This is a genomic window from Thiomicrospira microaerophila, assembly GCF_000934765.1.
Taxonomy (GTDB): domain Bacteria; phylum Pseudomonadota; class Gammaproteobacteria; order Thiomicrospirales; family Thiomicrospiraceae; genus Thiomicrospira; species Thiomicrospira microaerophila.
On record NZ_JYNN01000003.1, the window covers coordinates 1 to 25,652 of the forward strand.

14 protein-coding genes are annotated in these 25,652 nt (G+C 49.0%); all 14 read right to left on the bottom strand.

From position 1 onward, the window contains the following. The coding region (locus NA59_RS02005) for an AAA family ATPase (protein ID WP_044407210.1) at positions 1-487 on the bottom strand (487 nt) is incomplete at its 3' end. Positions 488-725: 238 nt separating this feature from the next. Further along, positions 726-2,483, bottom strand: coding sequence for a methyl-accepting chemotaxis protein (locus NA59_RS02010; RefSeq protein ID WP_052501395.1), 1,758 nt, complete (start codon positions 2,481-2,483; stop codon positions 726-728). Positions 2,484-2,561: 78 nt separating this feature from the next. Beyond that, entirely contained in the window at positions 2,562-5,630 is a 3,069-nt protein-coding gene (locus NA59_RS14150) for a methyl-accepting chemotaxis protein (RefSeq protein WP_052501396.1), read from the bottom strand. A gap of 285 nt (positions 5,631-5,915) precedes the next feature. Then, positions 5,916-8,687 (bottom strand): methyl-accepting chemotaxis protein, encoded by a 2,772-nt coding sequence (locus NA59_RS14155; protein WP_052501397.1) that lies wholly within the window; start codon positions 8,685-8,687, stop codon positions 5,916-5,918. A gap of 156 nt (positions 8,688-8,843) precedes the next feature. Then, complete coding sequence (locus tag NA59_RS02025; RefSeq protein WP_044407212.1) at positions 8,844-11,720, bottom strand: methyl-accepting chemotaxis protein; 2,877 nt, start codon at positions 11,718-11,720, stop codon at positions 8,844-8,846. Positions 11,721-11,908: 188 nt separating this feature from the next. Then, the gene (locus tag NA59_RS02030; RefSeq protein ID WP_052501398.1) at positions 11,909-12,337 is read right to left on the bottom strand and encodes a rhodanese-like domain-containing protein; all 429 of its coding nucleotides are present in this window, start codon (positions 12,335-12,337) and stop codon (positions 11,909-11,911) included. A gap of 182 nt (positions 12,338-12,519) precedes the next feature. Beyond that, a complete protein-coding gene (locus NA59_RS02035) occupies positions 12,520-16,101 on the bottom strand; it encodes a UvrD-helicase domain-containing protein (RefSeq protein ID WP_044407214.1) in 3,582 nt (1,193 codons plus the stop codon). After that, positions 16,102-18,837: a PD-(D/E)XK nuclease family protein gene (locus NA59_RS02040; protein WP_044407216.1), complete on the bottom strand. Its 2,736-nt coding sequence runs from the start codon at positions 18,835-18,837 to the stop codon at positions 16,102-16,104. Continuing rightward, positions 18,834-19,943 (bottom strand): PDDEXK nuclease domain-containing protein, encoded by a 1,110-nt coding sequence (locus NA59_RS02045; protein ID WP_044407218.1) that lies wholly within the window; start codon positions 19,941-19,943, stop codon positions 18,834-18,836. Before NA59_RS02045 ends, NA59_RS02040 begins: the two co-directional genes overlap by 4 nt. Then, positions 19,940-20,152 (bottom strand): hypothetical protein, encoded by a 213-nt coding sequence (locus NA59_RS02050; protein WP_044407220.1) that lies wholly within the window; start codon positions 20,150-20,152, stop codon positions 19,940-19,942. The genes NA59_RS02045 and NA59_RS02050 overlap by 4 nt, the downstream gene beginning before the upstream one ends. An 11-nt stretch (positions 20,153-20,163) precedes the next feature. Continuing rightward, on the bottom strand, positions 20,164-20,865 hold the full coding sequence (locus NA59_RS14160) for a M48 family metallopeptidase (RefSeq protein ID WP_052501399.1): 702 nt from the start codon (positions 20,863-20,865) through the stop codon (positions 20,164-20,166). Beyond that, positions 20,866-22,440, bottom strand: a complete 1,575-nt coding sequence (locus NA59_RS02060) for a peptide chain release factor 3 (RefSeq protein WP_044407222.1) — start codon at positions 22,438-22,440, stop codon at positions 20,866-20,868. Between the two features lie 69 nt (positions 22,441-22,509). Then, on the bottom strand, positions 22,510-23,544 hold the full coding sequence (secF, locus tag NA59_RS02065; protein WP_052501400.1) for a protein translocase subunit SecF: 1,035 nt from the start codon (positions 23,542-23,544) through the stop codon (positions 22,510-22,512). A gap of 9 nt (positions 23,545-23,553) precedes the next feature. Further along, positions 23,554-25,437, bottom strand: a complete 1,884-nt coding sequence (gene secD / locus NA59_RS02070; RefSeq protein ID WP_044407225.1) for a protein translocase subunit SecD — start codon at positions 25,435-25,437, stop codon at positions 23,554-23,556. Positions 25,438-25,652 lie beyond the last annotated feature (215 nt).

Consider the following 25,652-nt stretch of genomic DNA (forward strand, 5'->3'; position numbering starts at 1 on the left):
TGTTGGTGATGTTGTCCAGAATCGGTTTGTCGTATTCATCGACCAGCACGACGACCTTTTGGTTGTATTTTTGATTGGCTTTACGGATGAGTTCGCTGAAACAACGGCGATCACGCGCCTCAAATTGACAGGTGATACCTAGCCGTTGTTGATTGTAGATAAATATCTCTTCAAACTTATCCTCAAGGTCTTTAAACGATTTGATCTTCCACTCAGCAAATGAAATTTGAATCACCGGATAGCTAACATCCCAATTCCATTGGTTTTCTATCGCCAAACCGCTAAACAGGGATTTATTGGCTTCAAAAATATTGCGCAGAGTATCCAGAAATAATGACTTACCAAAGCGTCTAGGGCGGCTTAAAAAAACATATTTGTAATTCTGCAATAGCGCATGGGCAATGCCTGTTTTATCGACATAAACATAATCATCCTCGCGGATTTCACTAAAGGTTTGGATGCCTATTGGTAGTTTTTTAAGCTTCATCGTTGTGATCTCTTTGTTATAAGAAAAAATAGTATAACAAACTTAAGAAGCTTAGCGTCACCAAGGGGTTAGAACCCAAGGAAAACGCATCTAAATAACACAAAAATCATAGTAATAGGCACGATTAATCTACATCAACCATTAACCTCATTCCCACGCTGTGCGTGGGAATGGCAGCTCGCGGGCGTCGGTAGCAAGTAAGTGTACGAGAAAGGCCATAATCGCCGGCGCGCTTGGATTAAGCACTCAACCTCAAGGCTGCAACTTGATTTGACACGCCTTCTTTAACTTTAAAAAACCGCATCTCTTCGGTTAAGTTAACGGCTTGCTGGCTCATTGCCTCCGAAGCGCTTGATGTTTCCTCAACAAGTGCCGCATTTTGCTGTGTAATTTGATCAATAGATGAGATAGCTCTATGCACTTGCCCCACGCCCTGCGCCTGCTCCTTAGAAGCCTGTGCGATATGCTCTATCATGCCGGTTACCGTCTGTACTGCTTCATTAATTTCACCCAACACCGCACCCGAGTCGGAGGCCAATTTTGTTCCCTGATCAATACGCGATACACTTTCGGAAATCAGTTTTTTTATATCCTTCGCGGCCTCTGCTGACTTCTGTGCCAAAGCACGCACTTCACCGGCTACAACGGCAAACCCTCTTCCATGCTCACCTGCGCGCGCAGCCTCAACAGCCGCATTCAGTGCTAATAAATTGGTTTGGAAAGCAATGCCATCAATTAACGAAACAATATCTGAAATTTTATAACTCGACGCCTGAATCTCAGCCATCGCCTTAATCGTCTGCTCCATCACCTGCGTGCCTTTGTCGGCCTTTTCAACAACGGCCCGCGCCAATGCTGATGCATCCTGCGCATTTTGTGTATTATTTTGAACCGCGGTATTCATTTGCTCCATCGCCGAGGAAGTTTCTTCAAGCGAGGCGGCTTGCTCTTGCACGCGCTGACTTAACTCCGATGCTCCTTGCGCCACCTCTGAAGAAGCCGAGCTAACAACCTCGGCCGCATCGCTCACCCTTGACACCACATCCATTAGTTTTGATGACATTTCATTCAATGCACTGTAAAGCGTTTCAAGATGGGGTTTATTGGGTGAGTCAGGAGAGATATCCCACGGATTTGTGGGTTTTCGGCTAAGTCTACCCGATGCAACATTATTTAATACTTTTGAAGTATCCATCACAACGACTTCAAGCAGCTTGGCCTCTCTAACCCTGGCCGTAATGTCGGATGCATACTTAACCACCTTCACCACTTCGCCGTCCGCTCCAAAGATAGGATTATAACTAGCCTCAATCCAGATGGTGTCGCCATTTTTTCTAATGCGGTCAAATTGACCTGAAAAAACCTTTCCTTGCGATAGCTTGGCCCAAAAATCCTGATATTCCTGGCCTGCGGCATAATCTTTTCGTACAAAAATGCGATGATGCTTGCCTTGAATCTCACGCAAACTATAGCCTACTGCATCACAAAAGTTTTTATTGGCGGTTAAAATGGTACCGTCAGGTTTAAATTCAATAACCGCCATAGAACGATCAAGCGCATTAGTTTTCGCCTGATCCTCCATTTCACGATTCACCTGTTCCGTAATATTCGTGGCGTACTTCACGATTTTAACCACCTTGCCACCCTTAAAAACCGGATTATAACTGGCCTCGATCCAGACGATTTCACCCCGTTTGTTTATGCGCTTAAACCGCTGCTGCATAAACTCACCCTGCGCAAGCGTTTGCCAAAAAACCTGATACTCTTTCGTATTCTGAATGTCTTGTGGTACAAAAATACGGTGATGCTTACCTCTAATTTCATCCAAACGATACCCTACTGTATTTAAAAAGTTATCGTTAGCATTAAGGATTTCACCACTTGGCGTAAACTCAATCACCGCATTAGACTTATCCAGCGCCGCTAGGATCGATTTAAATTGCTCGTTTTGTGCTTCCAGTGCCTGCACATCGCTTTTTAACTTAAAACAAAACATACAATACTCCTCAACCAAACCAAAAAAGTTTTAGATTACGATAGCCCGCCCGTCAACAAAAAATTGACCAGAAACGGACTAAAACTCACTCCACTCGTTACTGTTGCCCTTGGTCTCAGCTGCGGTGGCTTGTGGCCGCCTCGCCGGCGCGGTGGGCAGAGCTGACTTGGCGCCGGCCTGCGCCGCAGGTTTGGCCAGCGTCTTCGGTGCAGGCTTCGGTGACGATTGACCTACAGCGGCAGTGCTGGCGGCTTTACCGGTTTTAAAGAAGGCCATGTCTTGCTGCAGTATACTGGCCTGCTCGCTTAGACTTTCTGATGCGGCACTGGTTTCTTCCACTAATGCCGCATTTTGCTGCGTAACGCCGTCTATTTGTGCGATCGCATTGTGCACTTGCTTGATGCCGTCCGCTTGTTCACCGGAGGCCTGCGCGATTTGATTAATCATCTCCGCCACCCCATTAATCGCCTGATTAATCCCTTGCAGCACTTCGCCCGATTCAGACGCCAGCTTGGTGCCCTGGTCAATACGCCCAACACTTTCATCAATCAACCCTTTGATGTCTTTGGCGGCATCGGCCGATTTTTGTGCCAATGCGCGTACCTCTCCGGCCACCACGGCAAAACCACGACCATGCTCACCGGCGCGCGCCGCTTCGACCGCGGCATTTAAGGCCAGTAAGTTGGTTTGGAATGCAATACCATCAATCAGCGTGACAATATCAGCGATCTTGTGACTGGACTCTTGAATTGAATTCATTGCCTCAATCGTTTGCTGCATCACCGCCGCACCTTGATGCGCCTTTGTCTGCACCTCTTTAGCGACCTGTGCCGTTTGCAAGGCGTTTTGTGTGTTGCTTTGTACTACAGAGTTCATTTCATCCATTGTTGCCGAGGTTTGCTCTAGCGCGGCCGCTTGTTCTTGTACGCGCTGACTAAGATCCAACGAACCTTGCGACACTTCATGAGAGGCGCCATTCACAATATGAGCGGCCTCGGAAACCGCTAAGACGACCTCTTTAAGCTTCTCCATTGAATAGTTAATCGAATTTTTTAGTTTATGCAGTTCACCCTTAAAATGACCAGCCGGCAAAGCGACCGTTAAGTCACCTGCGGCTTGTGCCGCCACCACCTCACTGATTTTAGAAATCGACGAGGACATACTTTCCATCGAGTCATTAATGCTATTTTTGAGTTTGAGCAGATCGCCGCGTGCCTCCACTTCAACACGGTAATGAAAATCCCCTTCTTCCATTTTACCCATGACAACACGAATGCCTTGGATGGTTTCTTGCAACGCCTGCATCGCTTGATCAACCTTGTAACGGAATGCACCTTCAACACTATCTGGCATCGTGATATCAAATTCCCCATTATATAAATGGTCCATCACATCGCTTAATGCTTGCATCGTATTATTCACACTGGCGACAGAACCGTTAACCGCCTGCTTCATCACCGCCAAGTCACCCTGTAGATTATCCGTGATAGCGACATCAAAATCGCCCTTCGCAACAGACGACATTACATCGTTGATATTGGTGAGTGCGCGCTGCACATTGCCTGCAAATCCATTAAACGTATTTACAACTTGAGCTATCTCATCCCCCTTATCAAGCAAAACCACACGCTCATTAAAGCGGCCGGTTTTCACCATATGCTTCATCGCCTGAGACAACTCACTTAAAGGTTTAATCGCGCGTTGGCGTACTTGCAAAATCAGCAATCCAACAATCACTAAAACAATAAAGATAACAGAACCTATCAGCATGATCGCCTGATGTACCGCAGATTGAATCTGCTGTTCGATCTGCGCCGCTGAATGGACTAATAAATGACGCCCAACGATCTGGCCCTGACGATCATAAGCCGGTAAATCAACAATGACCTGACCATTAATAAGATAAGCCTGTTGCTGCGCACCCGACAAGACGTCGGGCAGCATGGTTTGTAATCGCTTCACCACCCCCGCATCAAACCAATTATTATGCGCCAAACGATAACCACTCGAAAAAACCTGATTTGATTGTAACGAACCCGGCATTTGACCAGCAAAAGCCTGCTCACTCACCAACATGACCCAGTCGACCCCCAAGCCGCTCAACTCGCGCGTAACCGAAGCCACGCCACCTGATACGGATAACGCACCCATCACCTGCCCTTGGTGATAAATAGGCGCAAACCCAGTGACACCCACAGCAAAACCGTTAAAATCCAGCGTTAAACTGCCTTGCGACTTGCCCTGGGTAACGACTTGGTTTAACAAAGGGTGTGCTGTTGCCTCGCCTGAAACGTCTGGATTCCACGACTTTATCATTGAGCGTTTATCCGCACTATGCAAATGCGCACGAATATTTTGATAATCGGTCGCTTGTCTAAAATGATCACGCGTCGCCGATAAATAGGCCGTAGCCTGTGCCTGTGCACTCGGATCCATTAAAGCCTGCTTCAAAGTTTCTTGATGGGTCATACTGGCTGCGATATCGGTCACACTGACCACTTTGCCCTCTAAGTGATTTTCAATGAGCGCTTTTGAACGCTCAATTTCAAGCGCCAATTCACGTTGCTCAATAGGGGCAATTTGTGTGGCATAAAACCCAGCACCCAGCAGCGTCATACCTAATGCCAAAATGAATGCCGAACTGACCAGCATCACTTTACTCAAACCACCCTTGATCGTGAGAAAATCCCATCGCGTCGCCTTGGCCGAACGCACCACGCCGCCCTGAATCAATTTTTCGCCTGAAGCAATCTGTTTATACAAGCTTTCAGCCGCGTGTACTTGCTTGGTGTTGGCAGGCGTTCTGACCGAAACATAACCCACCACCTGCCCATTTTCTTCAATGGGTGAGGCATTGGCTAACACCCAGTAATGATCACCGGATTTAGCACGATTTTTGACAAATGCGGCCCAGGTTTTACCTTTTTTAAGCGTTGCCCACATATCAGCAAACACCGCTGCCGGTACATCTGGATGACGTAAGATATTGTGTGGCTGGCCGATTATTTCTTTGCGATCGTAGCCGCTCACTTTTATAAAGTCATCCGAGGCGCTTAATATTGTGCCTTGCAGATCTGTACTCGTTGACAGAATATAATGATCAGGAATTAAAATTTCTTTTTGTGTTACCGGCTGGTTATTTCTCATGGATTTAAATCCCTACCCTCAGTTTTTAATGTTTTAATTCAAAGCATTCCCATAAAATACTTAAGGAATATTAAAAAAACGAAATTATACTTTAAGGACAAAATTAGGCCAACCAAAGATTTATTACAAAAAATATCAATTAGAGCCCATCAAATAAAGACTCCACATTTCATTAGAAGCATCTCAAACACAAACGGTTTTAAAAAAAAGCCAGCACGGGGGCTGGCTAAAGACGCGCGCGCTGTATCGCACGCCGAGGACAGATGACAAGTTAACTAAAACGGACTAAAATTCACTCCACTCATTACTGTTGCCCTTGGTATCCCCTGCGGTGGCTTGTGGCCGCCTCGCCGGCGCGGTGGGCAGACCTGACTTGGCGCCGGCCTGCGCCGCAGGTTTGGCCAGCGTCTTCGGTGCAGGCTTCGGTGACGATTGACGCACAGCGGCAGTGCTGGCGGCTTTACCGGTTTTAAAGAAGGCCATGTCTTGCTGCAGTATACTGGCCTGCTCGCTTAGGCTTTCTGATGCAGCACTGGTTTCTTCCACTAACGCCGCGTTTTGCTGCGTAACACCGTCTATTTGGGCGATCGCATTGTGCACTTGCTTAATGCCGTCGGCTTGTTCACCGGAGGCCTGCGCGATTTGATTAATCATCTCCGCCACCCCATTAATCGCCTGATTAATCCCTTGCAGCACTTCGCCCGATTCAGACGCCAGCTTGGTGCCCTGGTCAATACGTCCAACACTTTCACTAATCAACCCTTTGATGTCTTTGGCGGCATCGGCCGATTTTTGTGCCAATGCGCGTACCTCTCCGGCCACCACGGCAAAACCACGACCATGCTCACCGGCGCGCGCCGCTTCGACCGCGGCATTCAAGGCGAGTAGGTTGGTTTGGAACGCAATACCATCAATCAGCGTGACAATATCAGCGATCTTGTGACTGGACTCTTGAATTGAATTCATTGCCTCAATCGTTTGCTGCATCACCGCCGCACCTTGATGCGCCTTTGTCTGCACCTCTTTAGCGACCTGTGCCGTTTGCAAGGCGTTTTGTGTGTTGCTTTGTACTACGGAGTTCATTTCATCCATTGTTGCCGAGGTTTGCTCTAGCGCGGCCGCTTGTTCTTGTACGCGCTGACTTAAACCTTGTGCGCCAGCAGAAACTTGATTTGCCGCCGTGCTCACCACATTTGAGGCATCAATCGATTGAGCAACGACTTCGATTAGCTTATCAGCCGAATTGTTAATCGCTTCTTTTAGTATACGTAATCCACCATGATATTCAGCGGTAATGCGCTGCGTCAGGTCGCCTTCGGATTGGGCCACGACAATCCGGGTGATGTCTTTCATGGCGTTTTCCAAGGCGTCCATTGAGGTATTTAATCCTTGCTTGAGTTTTAATAAATCGCCACGCGCTTCGCCTTCCATGCGGTATTGAAAGCGACCTATCTCTAACTGCGCAACCACTTGAACAACATCAGAAATCATGTGCTCTAAATTTTGCATCGCCGTCATCGCGTTTTGGGTAATGAGTTTAAACTCGCCTTGACCACGCTCATCAACCCGAACGGCTAAATTGCCTTCATTCAAGCCTTGCATCAATCGGCTAATATCCTCAACAGTCATGCGTAAACTGCGCGTAGTGTCGTTGACCGCATCTTGTAAAAGTTTAAACGTTCCTTTACCGCCAATAATTTGCTGATTAAAATCGCCTTCAGACAAGGCTTTGACCCCAGATGACACCTGTGAAATCGACGCCAAGAAATCGTTTTGCATTGAATTGAGCCCATTGACCAACTCGCCAATCTCATCATTGGCCTTGTCGTGTAGTCGCACCGTGATATCACCGGTTTTTTTAGCGTAAGTCATGCCTTGTTGCAGATAATTAACACGTTTTCTTAACCCACTGACCAATAGCAAGATAACACCTAGCATGACCATCACCGCGAAAACCAAGGCGGCCGACAGCTGGGCTACCGGTTGTGCAATCGCCGTTTCCAGCTCGCCAAGTGGAATCCGCGCGGAAATTGCACCACGCACGTCACCGATTTGCCAGTCGGTTTTGGTGCTACTGGGGTCGTGATTGTGACAATTTAAACAAGCTTGTGATGTCATAAAATCTGGCACCGCCATGCGGTAAAACGAACGACCGCCTGATTGTTCAATACGTATATAAGGTGTATTGGGGTCGGCCTCTAATGCGGCCAAGGCTGCGCGCTCAAACGCATCTAACTGTGCCTGACCTCGAAATGTAAACGGAAATGCACTAAATAATTTGACTTCACCGACATCACGCTCACTGCCGGATTGTCGCGACATTTCACCCAAGGCGAGCATCACATTGGCCGCTAAAGGAAGGTGCGTGGGATGGGTGGCATACTCATGGCTCAGTTGCATACCCGCTTGAATGACTTTGGGCACAATTTCATCCATATAAAACTGGCGAGAGTTTTTGGCCATGGTAATCATATCTTGCGCCGACCCCTCTCCTGCGGCAAATAAACTCTGATTTTTCATGTGCATCAATCGTTCGCCGACAATCCCCCCCACCAACAACATTAAAGACAGAATCGGGATCATCATTTTTTTCAAAAAAGACATATTTCGATAGGCATCGAGCTTGATATCCCAGGGGTGACGCGCTAAACCGTTTTTTAGTACCCGCTCCCCCTTTTCAATTTGCTGATATAAGGTTTGCGCAGCCTGTATTTCTTGATCCGTCGCGGGCGTTCGCCCAGAAAAATACCCCACAATACGCTCATTGTCTAGAATAGGAGATACATTGGCTCTCACCCAGTATTCCTCACCGGATTTGGCACGATTCACCACAATCGCTGTCCAACTTTTGCCGCTTTTTAGTGTCGCCCACATATCGGCGAACACCTGCTTAGGCACACTCGGATGGCGAATCTTATTATGCGGCTGACCGATCAGTTCATCATGTTGATAACCAGATATGTCTAAAAAGTCCTTTGATGCACTTAGTACTGTTCCATGTGTATCCGTAGTAGAATACAAAATATAGTGCGCAGGGATAACTATTTTTCGACTCATATGATTTCCTAGTAGCAATAAAAACTAGGCGCATTCTACCTGATTAAACGCACGGGTTTTATTACAAAATGTATCAACCCCCCGACTTTTTTTAAAAAAGGCAGCAAAACCTGCACGAAGTCGCAGGATCTATGGCCGCCAGCGGCTGGATGTGTTTCATAACAGCGCCTTAGGAGGAATGTAATGGCCGAGGTTTTTCGCTACCTGAAAGGTGGACGCCATCGATCGCAGGTCACTGGCTTGACGGGATAACTCTTCGGTCGCGGCGGTGGTTTCTTCTACTAATGCCGCATTTTGCTGGCCTACACCATCAATTTGGTCTATTGCCTGACTCACCTCTTGCACGCCCCTTGCTTGCTCCGAAGACGCTTGCGCAATATCCACCACAAGCTCATTGACTTGAACCACGCCTTGAGTAATGGTGTTAAAGGCGTGACTCGATTGATCAACCAGCTTGGCACTTTGTTTGATTTGTTGAACATTCGAGTCAATTTTGTGACGAATATCTTGCGCTGCTGCTGCCGATTTTTGTGCAAGGGCGCGCACTTCACCGGCCACCACGGCAAAGCCTCGCCCATGTTCACCTGCACGCGCTGCTTCGACGGCGGCATTCAAGGCCAGTAAGTTGGTTTGGAATGAAATCGCATCAATCAGTGCGGTAATCTCGGATATTTCGGTACTCACTGCACTCACACGTTGCATAGACTGAATCGTATCCTCCATCGTTTTCGCCCCCGACTCGGCTTCTTGTTGTAACTGCAGACTTAGACGTGCGGCATTGGATGAGTTTTTACTCGCATGATCAATACTGCTGGTCATCTGCTGCATCGAGGCCGATGTTTGCTCTAGCGCCGCCGCTTGTTGCTGGGTACGCGCGGAGAGTTCACCGCTGCCTTGCGTCAACTCTTCGGTCATTCTTGACACCACGTCGGCACTTTCAATCAGCCCTTGGGCGGTGCGTGCCAATTGTGAAATAGATTCATTAACGGCTTGTTTTAGCACCCCGAGGTTACCCTGATAGTCGCCAGCAACCTGCTGGGTTAAATCGCCCTGACTCATCCCGCGTGTTACCTGCACAATCTCATTGAGCGCGGTTTCTACGTCAGTGATCCCTTTATTGAAATCCATTCTGAGGGTATTGAGCTCACCGGGCATCGCTTCATTAATGCGATGACTAAAATCGCCCTGCGCCATCGATGAGGAGGCGGCGACTAGGCTATCGACCATCGATTGCAAGCACACCATAACGCTAACAACCCCTTCGATAATGCATTTAAATTCGCCTTCGATTTGTTCATCGACATGCACAACTTGTTTAAATTGACCTTCTGATAAGCCATTCAAGGTTTTATTTAAGGTCTCAAAGGTGAGGGCAATACGATCCATACTGCCATTGGTGACTTGTTTTAAGCGTTCCAGATCCCCTTCCGAGTTAAAGCCAATACGCTCATCAAATCGCCCGGCACTCAGTGCGCGTAATACCTGCGAGACACTGACCACCGCCAACTGAGAAGCGTTCATCAGGTTGTTATAAGACTCGACCATCCGACCTAACTCATCACGTGAATGACGCGCAACAATCCGTTGGGTAAAGTGCCCCCGACTGGCATTTTCCATCGCTTGCATCATGGTATTAATCGGCGCCATTAGCTTTTTAAGTGCAAAGAGAATCACCAGGGCAATCAATAAAATGGCCATACCAAATAGTGTCATGACGGTATATTCGGTCCAGCGTAATGTATTCGCAAACTCTGTAATATTTTGCTTTACATTCAACTGTAAAAGCGGGTTCTGTTGATCATCTTGAATCTGACGCGCGACATACTGCCAAATGATATCTTCTTGACCCTCGGCATCTTGCCATTTATCCGAGGTATAAAACACCTGTCCATCGAGTAGCGTAATCTGCAAGGGTAAGCCCAATATACGCTCCACTTCGCGCAAATTATGCGCGGGATCGACCATGAGTTCTAAATAACCCAGTACCCGCAAGCCACCATAAGGCATCACGATCGAATAAACCGGACGCTGGTCTTGGGTGTGCAAAAACGTCAATGGCGTCATACTTTCTGCGCGATTACGCGCTAATGCGCGCGCTTTATAATCGGGATTCATTTGTGTTCCAGGGTTCCAGCCTTCGGCCTTGATTCCTTGAGCTAACAAGTTAAACTGCGCATCATACATCCTTATACCTAAACCTGACAATTCGCCCCGACCGAATGCACCACTGGAAAAATTTTCAACCAAATAGGATTCCATCTCGGCTTTTGCGGCGATATCCTGTGGGTTCGCGACTAAACGCCGAGATAGGGTTCTGAAGGTTTGGGTATTTTGTGCGGTGATAATCACCTGTTGCATTTTAGGTTCGGTATAGCGCAACTCGGTTCGCGCAGCCAGTTCGACGGTTTGTGCAATATCCTCGACCCACAAGGCTCTGACCTGTTTATCAATGTAGTTAAGCGACAAGAACACCAATGCCGCTAAAGGCAATAAAAACGCCAACAACAGCGCATTCGCTTTTGAGCGCAGTTGCCAATCGCGTAGACGCACAAACGGGTTAAACTTTTCTCGCCTTAGCTGACCTTTGGTTAAGGGCACGCCGCCTTCTAGCGCCATCGCACCGGTATGCAGTAACGGATATAAGCTTTCAGCAAGCGCAATTTGCTCCTCGGTGGCGGGCGTGCGCACTGAGATGTATTCAACAATTTCACCTTGCGGATTACGAATCGGCGAGGCATTCGCCACCACCCAGTAATGGTTTCCATTTCGCGCTCGGTTTTTTACAATACATTGCCAACTGCGGCCTTGTTTGAGGGTATCCCATAGGTCTTTAAATGCATTCGCCGGTACATCAGCATGGCGAATAATATTGTGGGGCTGACCAATCAGTTCTTCTCGCGAATAACCACACACATGTGCAAAGTCATCACTGGCATCGGTGATGGTACCAAATAAATCGGTTCGTGAGGTTAACACATAACTTGGAGGGATTATAATTCGCCCTTGTGGCGTTACATCGAGTTCAGACAACATAGATTTGCTCTTCTTTTAGCGTTTAAGTCTCAGGGTATTCAACATGCAGTGCAAACCCACCTTGCATCACGTAAAAGAATGCTTGCACTGCATATTTATATAGTTAACACCCATGCCAGCTGGCCGGTGCATCGTGCCTTCGCATCGGTGTTAATTAAAGATAGATCATTAGAATGGAGGTATTTGAATTAACGCTCTGCGGGTAACCCGGCACTCGCCCACTCTTCCCAGCCGCCTTGAAAGTAATAGATATTTTTGTAACCGGCCTTGACCGCTTTTGTTGCTGAATCACCACTGCGCCCACATTTTGGGCCGTTACAGTAGAATACAACGGGCGTTGACTTGGTTGGAATGACGTTGGCTAGACTGGCTTCATCGGTTTCAATATTAGGCAAAAACACGGCACCTGGAATCCAGCCTGCCGCTTGTCTATCTTGTGGGATACGTGCGTCGACAATCACTAAATCAGGCAAACTTTCTGCAAGATCCAGTACTTTTTCGGCATTCACTTTCGTTGTACCTGGGACATGGTCCAAAACGGGACCCGCCGCCTGCACACTGCTAAAGCTAAAGAACAACACGGCAAGACTCATATACTTCAATAGATTATTTCTCATGGTACCACTCCCATTACTTTTATATTTTAAACAATCAAACTGCACTAAATAACTTTCACGCCCTTGACCAATTGAGCAAGAAAATGAAAAGTTGGGCTAATTATATAATTAATTCGAGTTTTGATTTATTACAAAAAATATCAATGCAGAAACTGAGAAAAACGACAGGGTATACCAACGAGTTAGTCTAGCTCAACCCATTTATCTAATTCAGTGAAATACAACACCCATTTTTGAGCGCGCTGTTCAATTTGATTAAAGAGTGCGCCATAACGCGCAAGTTGTGGACGGTAATGACTGATTAAACTGGCAAGATAGCTGGCTTGATCCGTCGCGTCGTGTGTCTGTTGCACACTGGTTTTGTAGTCGATGATCCAACGCGTGCCGGTTTCATCGATAAAGGTGCGGTCAACGATGTGGTTTTCAATCTGCTCGAATTTAGCGGTTAGCGCCAATTCACAGGCGGCCTCGGCATGGTCGTTTTGCAACGCCCAGCGCAGCCTTGGGTGTGCTAATGCATTGCGCATAGAGTGCTCAACCCGACCAACCGCCTGATTCAAGGCGGCAGCTGGCACGCCCTGCTCACTCAACCAGCTACGATAAATGGCACGACATTGGGCATTCGGTGGTTGGCGCCAGTGTGCTATACCAATATGCGCGATCTGTTCAAGCAGCGCATGCACTAAATCGCCAACACGTTGAGCAACCAGGCCTGCTTGATAGTCCCGCGGGGTTTGTTGGTTAGATTCTGCACTTTCGTCTAGTTGGCGCGTTGCCTTGGCTTTACTGGCTTTTACCGCTGGCAAAGGCTGAGGTGTTTGACTGCGCCAATCTTCTGGCTTATGGGTTTGATAGGGCAAATACTTGATCATAGCCGCCGACATTGGGCTGTCGATTGCGCTAGCCGGCATGGCGGCTAGGCGTTCAATTTCTTGGTCAATCAGTGGCAAAAACTCGCCCGCGACCTGTCGCCAAAGGGGTGCCAGTAGGCTGGTGCTTGGTGGCTGAATGCGGGTATCTGTGTTTAATGTTCGAGCAGCTTGGCTTGATGAAAGATTCAGGCTGGCAAACAGATGTAATTGGTTTTCCGCGCGTGTCGCCGCAACATAAAACAAACGACCGTCTTCAAACTGTTGTTTTTGCTGCTCTACCTTCGCAATCAATTTATTCAACGCTCCACTTTGCCCGGTTTGATCCAGCGGAGCCAGCACCAACCCTTCGCCCTGTTCACTCGCAAACTCTAGCCAGCTGACGAGTGCGCGCTCGTTATGGCGCGGCTGTTTTGCCAAGCTAGGCAAGAATACGGTATCAAACTGCAGGCCTTTGGATTTATGCATCGTCATGAGCTGCACCTTCTGCGCTTCTGGACGGCTATCGCCCCCTGCGTAGAGGGTTTGCACCCAGTTGTCGAGCTGTTGGCTATCCAGCGGTTCTGGGCTTTGATCCCATTGCGCAAGCCCTTCAAAAAACACCTGCACATTATCCAGCTCTACCTCAGAATCCAGTGTTTGTGCCGCGGCTAATTGCCACCAGGCCTGGTGAACAACCCGTGAAAAAGGCTGTGAGCCGATCAGCGCCATCGCGCTTTGTAATAGGGGCCAGGCTTGCGCCAAACGCGCTTGGCCCTCGGCTGTGCAGTTCAACCAGGCCTGGTCATCCGCCAAGCAAGCGGTGACGGGCGCATAAAGTTTGGACTTGTCCGCCCCCAACAAGGCATACAAATCCACCAAGGATAAACCAATAAACGGCGCACGCAATAATGCAATCCAGGCACCTCGGTCGCTACCATGCAATAACGCACGCGTTAAGGCGAGGCAGTCTTGAATTTCTTGGCGCTGGTTCAAGCCTTCTAACTCAACCGCACGAAACGCGATCCCCTGTTGTTTAAGCTGGTAGGCTAAGGGCGCTAAATGCGAGCGCGAGCGCCCTAGCACCGCAATGCGGCCAGCGCCGTCATCCTCCGCCAACTCACTCATGCGATGCTGAATGATTTCAGCCATCTGCTGCGCTTGCGCAGCGTCAGTCTGATTCACGGCCCAGTGAGTCTGGATTGCGCTATGCATCGCCGTTTGGTTTTCGAGCGCGTCTGCACTGGATTGTGCTTTCGCCTGTGCTTGCGCTTGTTCTTGTTCTTGCGCTTGTGGGCTGGGTTGCGCCGGTGCATAACTGACCGCCCCCAGCACCAAATCATCTTGTTTAGGAAAGACTTTAGCGAAGGTCTGGTTGTACCAGTTGACCAACGCGGCATTTGAGCGAAAGTTCACCGTTAGATTCAACGGCGTTAACGTAAACGCTAAGGCTTGGTTGGTCCAAACCTGCAAGAAATTGCCGACCTCCGCTTCGCGGAAACGGTAAATCGATTGCATCGGATCGCCCACAATAAACAGGCTGCGCCCATCACCGGGCATCCAGCCGCGTACCAGCTTTTTAACCAAATCAAACTGACCCACACTGGTGTCTTGAAATTCGTCGATAAGCAGGTGTTGAATTTGATAATCCAATTGCAGTGCTAGATCAGTCGGTGCTTCATCGTCACCCAAGGCTTCGGATGCCGCTTGGGCGACTTCGATAAAATCGGTTTCTCCCGCGCTTTTAAAGGCTAATTTTAGATGCGCAACGGCATGCGTCAGCAACCTAATTAAATGCGCCAAATCTTGCCATTGAAGATCGGTGTATATCGGATCAGGAAGCGTCATTAAATCCGCTAAGCCACTCACGGAGGCATCAGACAAACGGTTGGCCAGTTCAGCCAGCAGCCCTTGCATCTTTTCTTTCGGCGCTTTGTCGCCAGCCGGAAAGCCACTACGCGCATCGACTTTTTTACGCAGCTCGCCCTTTTGAGTTAACACAAAACCTGCCAGTTCACGCCAAGCGCCAAGGTCTTCTAGCTCGAACCCCAAGGGCCAATCGGCTTGCGCCAAGGATTGCAGCGGCACATCAGGCTTATTGCCCAATACAAACCTCGCCAATTCGGGAAGCTCTTCACCCAGTTCAATAACAGGGCCGAGCTGCATGATCGCTTGCTGGGCTTGCTGTAATACCAAGGCTTCTAAAGCGCTTTCTAGTTGTTCACGTTGTGCGCCGCCGAGTAAAATCCGCATCCACTGATCTCGCTTTTTCAACATGCTGACCAACTGGTTTTCAGCACGACGATAACGGCCATTCACCAAGCGCAATAACGCCGCACTTTCTGTTTGTACTGCCTCCGAAGCCAGCACCGCGCGCGCGGCCTCGACATATAAGGCATCACTATTTTGCTGTAAACTCGGTTGGGTGCCTAGTTTGGATAAAAACGGCATTTGTTGCACCAGATAGCCATTCATTGAATCAATCGTTCGAATGCGCAAACGATTTGGATTATCCAATAAGCACCAGGCCTGGTCACGATCACGCTGCACTACATCGCGCGCTAAGCGCCAGGTGTTTTGGTCATAGACCTTATCGCTGTCGCACGTTGGATTAAGCCCCTGTTTAATCGCATGTAATACCCGCTCACGCATTTCAGCGGCGGCTTTTTTAGTAAAGGTCATCGCGACAATCTGCTCGGGCGTTTCCACCCGCGCTAACAGCGCCAAAAACCGCTGAGTTAACAAAGCGGTTTTGCCTGAACCGGCTGGCGCTTGGACGATGTAAGAAAAATGCGGGTTAATCGCGCTTAAACGCGCCGCGCTATCGGCTAGGTTATCTTGCTGGAGCGCAGGATGCCAGTTTGGGTTATGGGCGACATGGGTGTTCTCGGCGATGCTTGGGTTGTGGGCGTTCATCTAATTATCCTCCGACTGCATATCTTCATTATCAAGCGGCGTCGTACGCTGGGCCTTGACCTCAGGTAAACGCAAGGCCAACAGCGAAGGCGAATAAGCCAAGTCCTGCTCCTTAGTGAAGCGCATACTGGCATCACCCTGCGCTAGGGCTTGAGCAAGCTGCTCAACTTGTTGCATTAAGAAGTCGATAAAATCAGGCCATGCGACATCCTGCCAATCGCCTTTTTCGCTGATTTTATCCCAACTTTTACCGGTTTTTACAACCAGGCCTGGTTGCTCACTAAGCAGATTCCAATTAACCCCCTTATCCGAACTCAACAAACCATAACCCAGCCCCGCAATCGGTGAATCAATCGCATGCAAATACACCGCTAATTGCGGCGCACGAATCGGTTCAGACAGCAAATCGTTCACGCTGGCTTGACCGGTTTTATAATCCAATAACAGCGCGCCTTGCTCGGTTTGGTCAATGCGGTCTATCGAGATTTTAAAGCCGATACCGGCAAGCGTAAGCTCCAGTTCTAACTCGGTCGCCGTCACTTCAAAGCCACATGGCCGCGCGCGCTCCAGCTCAATCCATTGTTGTAATAACACACCCATCCGCTGCTGTTCTTGCGCCAGATAACTTGGCGAGAAATGCGATTGAAGCTGGCTAAATTCCTCGGCTAATAAATCCGCGAGTTGCTGATCTACTTGATCCGCTTCCATTGCTAACAGCGCGCTTTGAGTGCGCGTTTGTTGCCAAAAAAGTTGCAGGACACGATGTAAAATCCGCCCCTGGTCGGTACTGGCTAGGCCGTCTTCCACCGAATCCAAACCATACTTTGCACCTAAGCGATAATCAAAAAACGCCATCAAGGGACATAGCATTTGGGCTTTTAAAATCCCCGAACCGCCCGGCGCACGCTGCCCCGCTTCAAACGGTGGCGCTTGGTTATCCAACCGCCATTCGGCTTGGGGTCGTTGCAACCAGGCCTGGTGGCTAGCGCTGCAAAACGGCTGCGCGGGGTAATGATTGATTAAATCTTCAAGCAAGTTGGCGATCAATGGACTTGGAAGGCTCATCGCCTCCCCTTTCTGACGTGCATAACTCAACACCACCCGAGGCGCACTGGCTTTCAAACGCTGGGTCAAGTGTTGCGCATAATGCAATTCACGCGGCGCATCACAACGCGGACACTGTTGCTGGCGCTGCCAACTCAATGGCAAAAAGGCATTAGGCTGAGGGGGGCGTGGCCAAGCTTCGTCATTCAACCCCATCACCCAAAGCGCATCAAACGGCTGACCGCCAGCTTCGAGCATACCGATGACTTGAATCGGCTGGGTCCAGGTACTTTGTGCTTGATGCAGTGTTTGGGCGCAATAGGCTTGCCATTGGCTGAGCCAAGCGCTCAGGCTTTGCTTGCTCGGCATCGCGCGCAAACTGGCAAAACTTTGTAACGTGTCTAGCCATTTTTCGCGTTGCTGATAAATCTCTGAGCTAAAGCCTGCCAACTTGGCATCAAATAATCCGACCACTTGACTCACCCAGTCAGCAAATTGAACGAGATTAGGCGATGTGGGTGGGCTAATGTCGTGCATTTGAATTAAGAGTTTGCGCAAACTATCAGGCCAAGCAAGCTGTTCAGTTCGCTGCGCCAAGGCCGGCCAGTTTAACCGCGCCCATTGTAATTTACGCAGTTGATTATCCAAGCCCTGTAACCCACTCAGCTCACCCAATTGAAACGGCGAGGTGAGCCATTGACTCCAATCTTGATACACCAGCGGTTGTTTGGGTTGCGCTGCCATTTTTAAACTTTGGTGCAAAAACCCAACATAAGGCAGTTGGGTCAAAGGCGTGCCCAAAGAAATATTGTAAAGCCGCTCGGTTGAATGCTGAGCAAGTATAGGGTGATTTTCAAACGCTTGATATAAGGCATCATCCAACCAAAAGGCTAAGGGCGCTTTGATGTCAGCGACATTCGGCGCGACAACGGCCACCCGCAAGCTCAATACACTGTGCCCTTGCTCTATGGCGTTTTGCAGGGTTTGAGCGCAAAATAACGCCGCCTGTTGGCATTCATCCCGCAGGTCGGCGGCGGCATAGATTTGACCGGTTTGTGTTTGACCGATTTGTGTTTCCGTGTAGCCAAGCTCAGCCATAGTATGCTGGCATCCACGCAGGCTAGACAGGTTTTTCCAATGGTGCATCACCGGCGTCAGTTCGTCAAAACCATGCCATATCACCTGCTGCGGACAGCCACCCACGCCCTGCTCAAACCAAGCCAAACGCTGTTGCATTAAGCTTGGCTCGTCAATAAACCCGCGTTTTTCCAACCAGGCCTGGTAGTCCTGCGCACAAAGCGAGAACAGTTGGCTTTCTTCTGTAAAAAGCGCCTGCGAGGTCGTATCTTGCTGATCACGGTAACTCTGCCATAAGCACCAGGCCTGGTAGAGTTGTTTAGCTGTATCCGCCAGGTTTAACAAGGGCGTTGGCGAATATTTTACAAGCAAAGTTTGCCATTGTTGAGTGGCCTCAAATACCGAGATTAAATGTTTAGGCAGACTCGGCAGCTCACCACGCAATAGCGCCTGCTGCTGCCAAGCTGACCAAAACTGGCTCCAAGTAAAAATACTCGGCGTCAAACTCACTTTTGCATCACTATCTAATGCAAATTGAACCTTCAATGCCTGACTAAGCCGCGAGTTCGCGGTGAGATGAATAACCCGTTTGTCGGTAAACTTTTGTTCGCTCATGCCTTGCCCTCTTCGCTTTCCGCTGCCTGCAATTCGCGCTCGATTTGTTCAATGCTGGGCAGGCTGCTTTCAAGCGTTTCCGGCAGAGCGCGGGTCAGCTCGTAGCTGGAAACGCCGATGGGTTTATCAAAACCCCGCAAGGCATACTCGGCCAGCACCCTGTTGGGTTGCTGACACAGGATCAGGCCGATGGTGGGTTGATCGGTTTCGTGGCGGAGCTTGTCATCCACCACATTGCAGTAGAAGTTGATTTTTCCGGCGTATTCGGGTTTGAAGTCGCCACGCTTGAGCTCAATCACCACATAGCAACGCAGCTTGAGATGATAAAACAGCAGATCAATATAGAAGTCCTGCTCGCCGATATCAAGATGGTATTGCCGCCCGACAAAGGCAAAGCCCTGCCCGAGCTCCAGCAGAAACTTTTCCAGATGAGCGACCAGCCCGGTTTCCAGTTCGCGTTCGTGAAAACCCGACTCGAGGGTCAAAAAGTCAAACAGATAAGGGTCTTTCAGCGTTTGCTGCACCAAGTCGGAGTCAGGAGCGGGCAGACGGCTGGCAAAGTTGCTAATGGCCCGTCCTTGGCGGTGGTGCGCAGCAGATTCAATCTGCATCACTAGGATATTGCGGCTCCAGCCATTATTCACGGCGGCTTGCATGTACCAGCGGCGAGTGGGCAAATCTTTGACCTTAGCCATCAGTTCGGCGTGATGCCCCCAGGGGACAGACTGCAGCAGTTCAGCGGGGAAAAGTGCCGCAGCTTGTGGCACTTCTGACGGGACATCCGTTTGTGCCACGGCTTGTGGCACAAAATTGAGCCGTGGATATTCGCGGTAGAAAGCCAGCATGCGCTTGATATTGCGTTCGGAAAACCCCTTCTCTTCGGGTAACGCATTGTGCAAGTCACGCGCGAGGCGTGGAATCACACCGGCACCCCAGCCTTCCTGTTGCTGGCGACTATTGATCAGCTCGCCAATTTCCCAATAAAGCCGGATCAGCTCGGCATTGACCGCCAACACGGCGCGCGTCTGAGCGTGGCGAACGCGTTGCTTGATGTCGGTTAGCAAGCCGGTATAGCCGATGGGTAAACTCCCTGCGTTGTCACTCATGCCACTATCTCCTCACCTTCAATTTCCACCACAATCGCATCAATGTCCCTGCACATACGGTCGATTTTGGCGACGGTGGTTTTTAGTTCGCCATTACGTTTTGTAATATCAATTTTTTCGCGAGTGTCTTTGGCTTCGACATCGTTGCTGACGCATAGATTGTAGCTGTAGTCGCAGTCATTGGCGGCGCGTTGTTGCATGCTGGACATAGCGTATTTCCTTATAAACCATAGAGCTGACTAATAATCGGATGTCCGTTTTGTTTTAGCCAAGCTCTGGCTTGGTCTGTGTCGGGATAGTGGTGACGCGACAGCTGCCAGAAGGCAGGCGAATGATTCATGTGAGTTAAATGACAAAGCTCATGCACGATAACATAGTCCACCACCCATTGTGGCAACCCGATTAACATCCAGTTTAATTGAATGCGCCCATGACGATCACAACTTCCCCAACGCGCTTTATAGGTTTTGATTTGCAGTCGCGTCGGCTGAAAACCTGTCTGCGCCACCCAATAATTAAAACGTGAAGGCAGCCATTCATTCACCCGCTCTAAATACCAGTAGAACAACGCTTGTTTAGGATCTGTTTCAGAAGGGATTAAAAGATGCCCATCACGCGGCTGTACGACACACCCCTCACCTTGCACTAAAACCAAACCCTCACCCAAAAACGGCCAACGCTCGCCAACTGAGCCGGTATATACCACTGGCTGAGGTTTTAAAGCTAGTTTTGAAAGCTGTTCTTCTAACCAGGCCTGGTTGGCCGATGCAAAGGATTCAATGTACTTAAAGGGAACATTCGGCGGCGATAATATCGCCACCTCACCCGTCGGCGAAATACGCAAAGCTAGACGTTTGCGCCTTGAGTTGATTTTGATTGGAATACGCTGCTTACCAAGCTGAACGCCATTCTGATATGACATTTAGTGCTCGCGAGTGGCTACGAATTTTAATTTTGGCCAGCGTTCTTCGGTTAGCTGTAAATTAACCCGCGTTGGGGCGATATAGACCAGTTGATCGGCGGCATCGTAGGCGACGTTGTCGGTCACCTTATCGAGGAACTTATCAATTTCTGCCTTGTCGCCAATAATCCAGCGCGCGGTGGCGACGTTGACCGGTTCAAATTGGCAGGTTACCTTGTATTCATCGGCTAATCGTTGTGCGACTACTTCAAACTGCAAAATACCCACGGCGCCCAAAATTAAATCGTTGTTTATCACAGGGCGGTATAACTGGGTCGCGCCTTCCTCGGATAATTGAGTTAAGCCTTTTTGCAAGGCTTTCATTTTCATTGGGTCTTTTAAACGTGCGCGGCGGAACAGCTCAGGCGCAAAGTTTGGGATACCGGTAAACTTTAGGATTTCGCCTTCGGTAAAGGTATCGCCGATTTTTATTGTGCCATGATTATGCAGCCCAATGATATCGCCTGGATAGGCTTCTTCGGCCTGTTCACGTTTATTGGCTAAAAAGGTAATGGCTTTAGATATTTTGACATCCTTGCCAATGCGAACGTGTTTAAGTTTTTTACCGGCTTCATACTTACCCGATACTATGCGCATAAACGCTACACGGTCACGGTGTGCGGGGTCCATATTGGCCTGAATTTTGAACACAAAACCGGTCATTTTATCTTCATCCGCTTTGACGAATCGGTCTTCGGTTTCACGGCCTTTGGGCGGCGGCGCATACTGCGCAAAGCCATCCAACAACTCTTGTAAACCAAAGTTATTCACCGCCGAACCAAAGAAAACCGGGGTTTGTTTTCCCGTTAAAAAACGCTCTAAATCGAATTCATGGCTCGCGCCGCGCACCAATTCAATTTCATCACGTAGTTCATCGGCCATACTGCCAATCAGTTCATCGAGTCGAGGATTGTCTATTCCTTGAATAAGCTCACCTTCACCGGCACGTTGTCCGTCGGCTTGGGCAAACAAGCGAATCGTGTCGTTATAGATATTGTAAATCCCTTTAAAGCGCTTACCCATGCCAATTGGCCAAATCATCGGGGCGCATTCAATCTTTAACACCTCTTCCACTTCGTCCAACAACTCGATCGGCTCTTTGCCCTCACGGTCCATTTTGTTGATGAAGGTTAAAATCGGCGTATCCCGCAGACGACAGACTTCCATCAATTTAATGGTTCTGTCCTCTACCCCTTTAGCCACGTCAATCACCATTAGCGCCGAATCCACCGCGGTCAGCACCCGATAGGTATCTTCGGAGAAATCCTCATGCCCCGGGGTATCTAGCAGATTCATCATCACGTCTTTATAAGGAAACTGCATCACCGATGAGGCGACAGAAATTCCACGCTCCTGCTCCATTTTCATCCAGTCTGAGGTTGCACCGCGATCGGTTTTTCGGCTTTTAACCGCACCGGCCATTTGAATCGCGCCACCGTATAATAGGAGTTTTTCAGTGACGGTAGTTTTACCCGCATCCGGGTGAGAGATAATCGCAAAGGTGCGACGACGTGTGGTTTCTAAAATCAATGACATGGTTTTCTACTTATTAATCAGATAGTGACACGCCCAAACGGGTATTGGGCGCGTGTTGAAATTAACGCTTTAGAGGCTTTCGTTTGTTTTCGCTCGTTTAGCTTCCGCTTCTAAAAAGGCACGTTTTAAATCGTCATCCTCTTCTTCCTCACCGTTCTCTTTTTGTTTCTTAACCGGTGGCATTAGGTCCTGCTTCGACACACCTAACGCCAAGGCTGTGCTACTCGCCACATAAATCGACGAATAGGTTCCCACCACAACACCCACAATCAAGGCCGTGGCAAAGCCATGAATAATCTCACCGCCCAGCGTAAACAAAGCGGCTAAAACCATCAATGTGGTTAAGGAGGTCATCAAAGTTCGCCCTAGCATGTCATTCAACGCCTTGTTACTCACCTCAACCGGGGTGCCATCCCTAACAGTGCGGAAGTTTTCTCGCACTCGGTCGAACACCACAATCGTGTCGTTGAGCGAGTAACCTATGATGGCGAGCAACGCCGCTAGCACGGTTAAATCAAACTGCATCTGGGTCCAAGCAAAGATACCGACGGTGATCGTCACGTCATGCACCAGAGCGGCAATCGCGCCCAATGAAAAACGAAACTCAAAGCGTAACGCCACATAGATCAGTATCCCGATGAGCGCATACAGCACCGCTAACGCGCCATCGGTAGTTAACTCTTCACCCACCTGAGGGCCAACAAACTCAACGCGGCGTAGTTCGATCTTGTCGCTGGTGGCTTTTTGCAGCGCATCCATCACCTCATTGCTCAAGGTCGCCGAGGCCATGCCTTCACGCGGCGCAATTCGAATCAGCACTTCACGCGATGAGCCAAAATGCTGAACCTGCGCTTCTTCATAGCCTGCGGTGGCTAAATCCTGACGAATCAGATTTAAATCCGCACCTTGCGGATACGTCAGTTCAATAATCGTCCCCCCGGTAAAGTCCACCCCCAGGTTAAGACCTTTATACCAGATGCCGAAAATGGAACCCGCGATTAAAATCAACGAGAAAACCACCGCTGGATAGCGGATTTTCATAAAGTTTATCTTGCCAAAATCAGTTTGACTTGGGCTTTCAATGGTTTGTGTTGTGTCCGTCATTTCAAGCTCCTAAATCGACAGTTTCTTAACCGGCTTATTGCCATACAGCATATTGACAATCGCGCGGGTGCCTAAAATGGCGGTAAACATCGAGGTGATAATCCCAATCGTCAAGGTAATCGCAAAGCCTTTAATTGGACCAGTACCAAAACTAAACAATACAATCGCCGCCAGCAGTGTCGTGATATTCGCATCGGCAATGGTGATAAACGCCTTCTCATAGCCCGCATGAATCGCGGTTTGTATCGAGGAGTTTTTCAGCTCCTCTTTGATCCGCTCAAATATCAGCACATTGGCATCCACCGCCATACCCACCGTTAACACGATCCCGGCAATACCCGGTAGGGTTAAGGTCGCTTGCATTAAAGACAAGACCGCGACAATCAACACGAGGTTTAACGTCAATGCGATATTGGCAATCATGCCAAAGGTTTTATAACGCCAAGCCATAATAATCAATACTAGGATAAAACCGACAATCACCGACATTAAGCCTTGATCAATGTTGTCTTGACCTAAGCTAGGGCCTACAGTACGCTCTTCCACAATTTCCATCGGCGCCGCTAACGCACCCGCACGAAGTAATAATGCTAAATTTTGTGCTTCTTGGGAGCTTGAAATACCGGTAATTTGAAAACGGTTGGCAAACTGATCTCGAATCACCGCCGCGTTAATCACATCCCGCGTCACGATGCGTTCACGCACCATTTCACCATCACGCTCAACCGTTTCAACACGACTTTCAATAAACACCACCGCCATGCGGTTGCCAATATTGTCACGCGTGGTCGCCAACATCCGACGTCCACCGGCACTATCCAATGTCACACTTACCTGCGGTGAACCCTGCTGCGCATCGATACCCGATTGAGCGTTAATCACGCTCTCACCCGAAACAATAATGCTTCGTTGCAACAAAATTGGTCGTCCATCACGGAAAGTATAAAGCTGTGAATTCGGAGGCACTACGCCTGTGCGCACGGCACGCTCGGCATCACCGCGTTCATCAACTAGCCTAAATTCAAGCGTCGCGGTGGCACCTAAAATTTCTTTTGCTCTTGCCGTGTCTTGTACACCCGGTAATTGCACCACAATACGGCGCTCACCCTGCTGCTGAATAATCGGCTCGGCTACACCTAATTCATTAATACGGTTGCGTAGCGTCGTAATGTTTTGTTGCAGGGCAAACTTTTTGGTTTCGTCAATCACGCGTGAAGATAGACGTAATTCAATTAAAGCTTGGCCCTCCTCATCTACTGAGCGAGACTCAAGCTCATTACGATATTCACGGCTTAATAAACTAAACCCTTGATCACGGGCATCAGGCGTGCGGAAAAGCACCCGTAAGGTTTCGGCTTGATAATCAATTGCTTGGTAGCGAATACGCGCATCACGTAACAGCACACGAATTTCATCATCAAAACGTCGGTATGCACCCTCTACTGCGGCATCCATATCCACATCCATTAAGAAGTGCACCCCGCCGCGCAAATCCAAACCTAAATACATCGGCTGTCCACCGAGTGAACGTAGCCAGTTGGGTGTCGCCGGCGCGAGGTTAAGGGCGACGATCGCTTGACGACCAAAGGTTTCACGGATTAGATCATTCGCGCGTAACTGGGTTTCAACATCATCAAACCGAATAAGGTATTGTTGACCATCAAATACCATTGATTTAGGCACTAGGCCTGCTTGCGCCAAGGTCGTTTCGATTTGCTCGGTGGTTTGTGCGTTAAACTGCCCAACTTGTGCAGGTGACACCTGAACCGCAGGGTCATCGCCAAACAGGTTGGGCATCGCATAGGTCAAACCCAACACCACAGCGATGATGAGTACAAGATATTTCCACATCGGAAAACGATTAGAAATAAGGTTACGTTGAGATTCAAACATGGATTTTGCCTTTAGATGGGCTGAGTGCCAAATGACACATTAAGATCAATTTTAAAACAAACAATTTAATGTAAAAAAGGGGCAAACGCCCCTTTGCTTCCGAATCAGCCGATTAGTTCTGCTTTTCGGTTTTCTCGGTTTTTTCCGTTGATTCTGAATCTATCTCAGCATCATCTTCATCTTTCTTCGTGTTTTTGTTATCCACTCTTGCCGCC

Coding starts and splice junctions, on each gene's coding strand:
- NA59_RS02060 (WP_044407222.1), bottom strand. CDS start 22,440: ATGTCATTGATTTTAGAAACCACACGTCGTCGCACCTTTGCGATTATC.
- secD (WP_044407225.1), bottom strand. CDS start 25,437: ATGTTTGAATCTCAACGTAACCTTATTTCTAATCGTTTTCCGATGTGG.
- NA59_RS02050 (WP_044407220.1), bottom strand. CDS start 20,152: ATGTCCAGCATGCAACAACGCGCCGCCAATGACTGCGACTACAGCTAC.
- NA59_RS02045 (WP_044407218.1), bottom strand. CDS start 19,943: ATGAGTGACAACGCAGGGAGTTTACCCATCGGCTATACCGGCTTGCTA.
- NA59_RS02025 (WP_044407212.1), bottom strand. CDS start 11,720: ATGTTGTCTGAACTCGATGTAACGCCACAAGGGCGAATTATAATCCCT.
- secF (WP_052501400.1), bottom strand. CDS start 23,544: ATGACGGACACAACACAAACCATTGAAAGCCCAAGTCAAACTGATTTT.
- NA59_RS02010 (WP_052501395.1), bottom strand. CDS start 2,483: ATGTTTTGTTTTAAGTTAAAAAGCGATGTGCAGGCACTGGAAGCACAA.
- NA59_RS02035 (WP_044407214.1), bottom strand. CDS start 16,101: ATGAACGCCCACAACCCAAGCATCGCCGAGAACACCCATGTCGCCCAT.
- NA59_RS02030 (WP_052501398.1), bottom strand. CDS start 12,337: ATGAGAAATAATCTATTGAAGTATATGAGTCTTGCCGTGTTGTTCTTT.
- NA59_RS02040 (WP_044407216.1), bottom strand. CDS start 18,837: ATGAGCGAACAAAAGTTTACCGACAAACGGGTTATTCATCTCACCGCG.
- NA59_RS14160 (WP_052501399.1), bottom strand. CDS start 20,865: ATGTCATATCAGAATGGCGTTCAGCTTGGTAAGCAGCGTATTCCAATC.
- NA59_RS14150 (WP_052501396.1), bottom strand. CDS start 5,630: ATGAGAAATAACCAGCCGGTAACACAAAAAGAAATTTTAATTCCTGAT.
- NA59_RS14155 (WP_052501397.1), bottom strand. CDS start 8,687: ATGAGTCGAAAAATAGTTATCCCTGCGCACTATATTTTGTATTCTACT.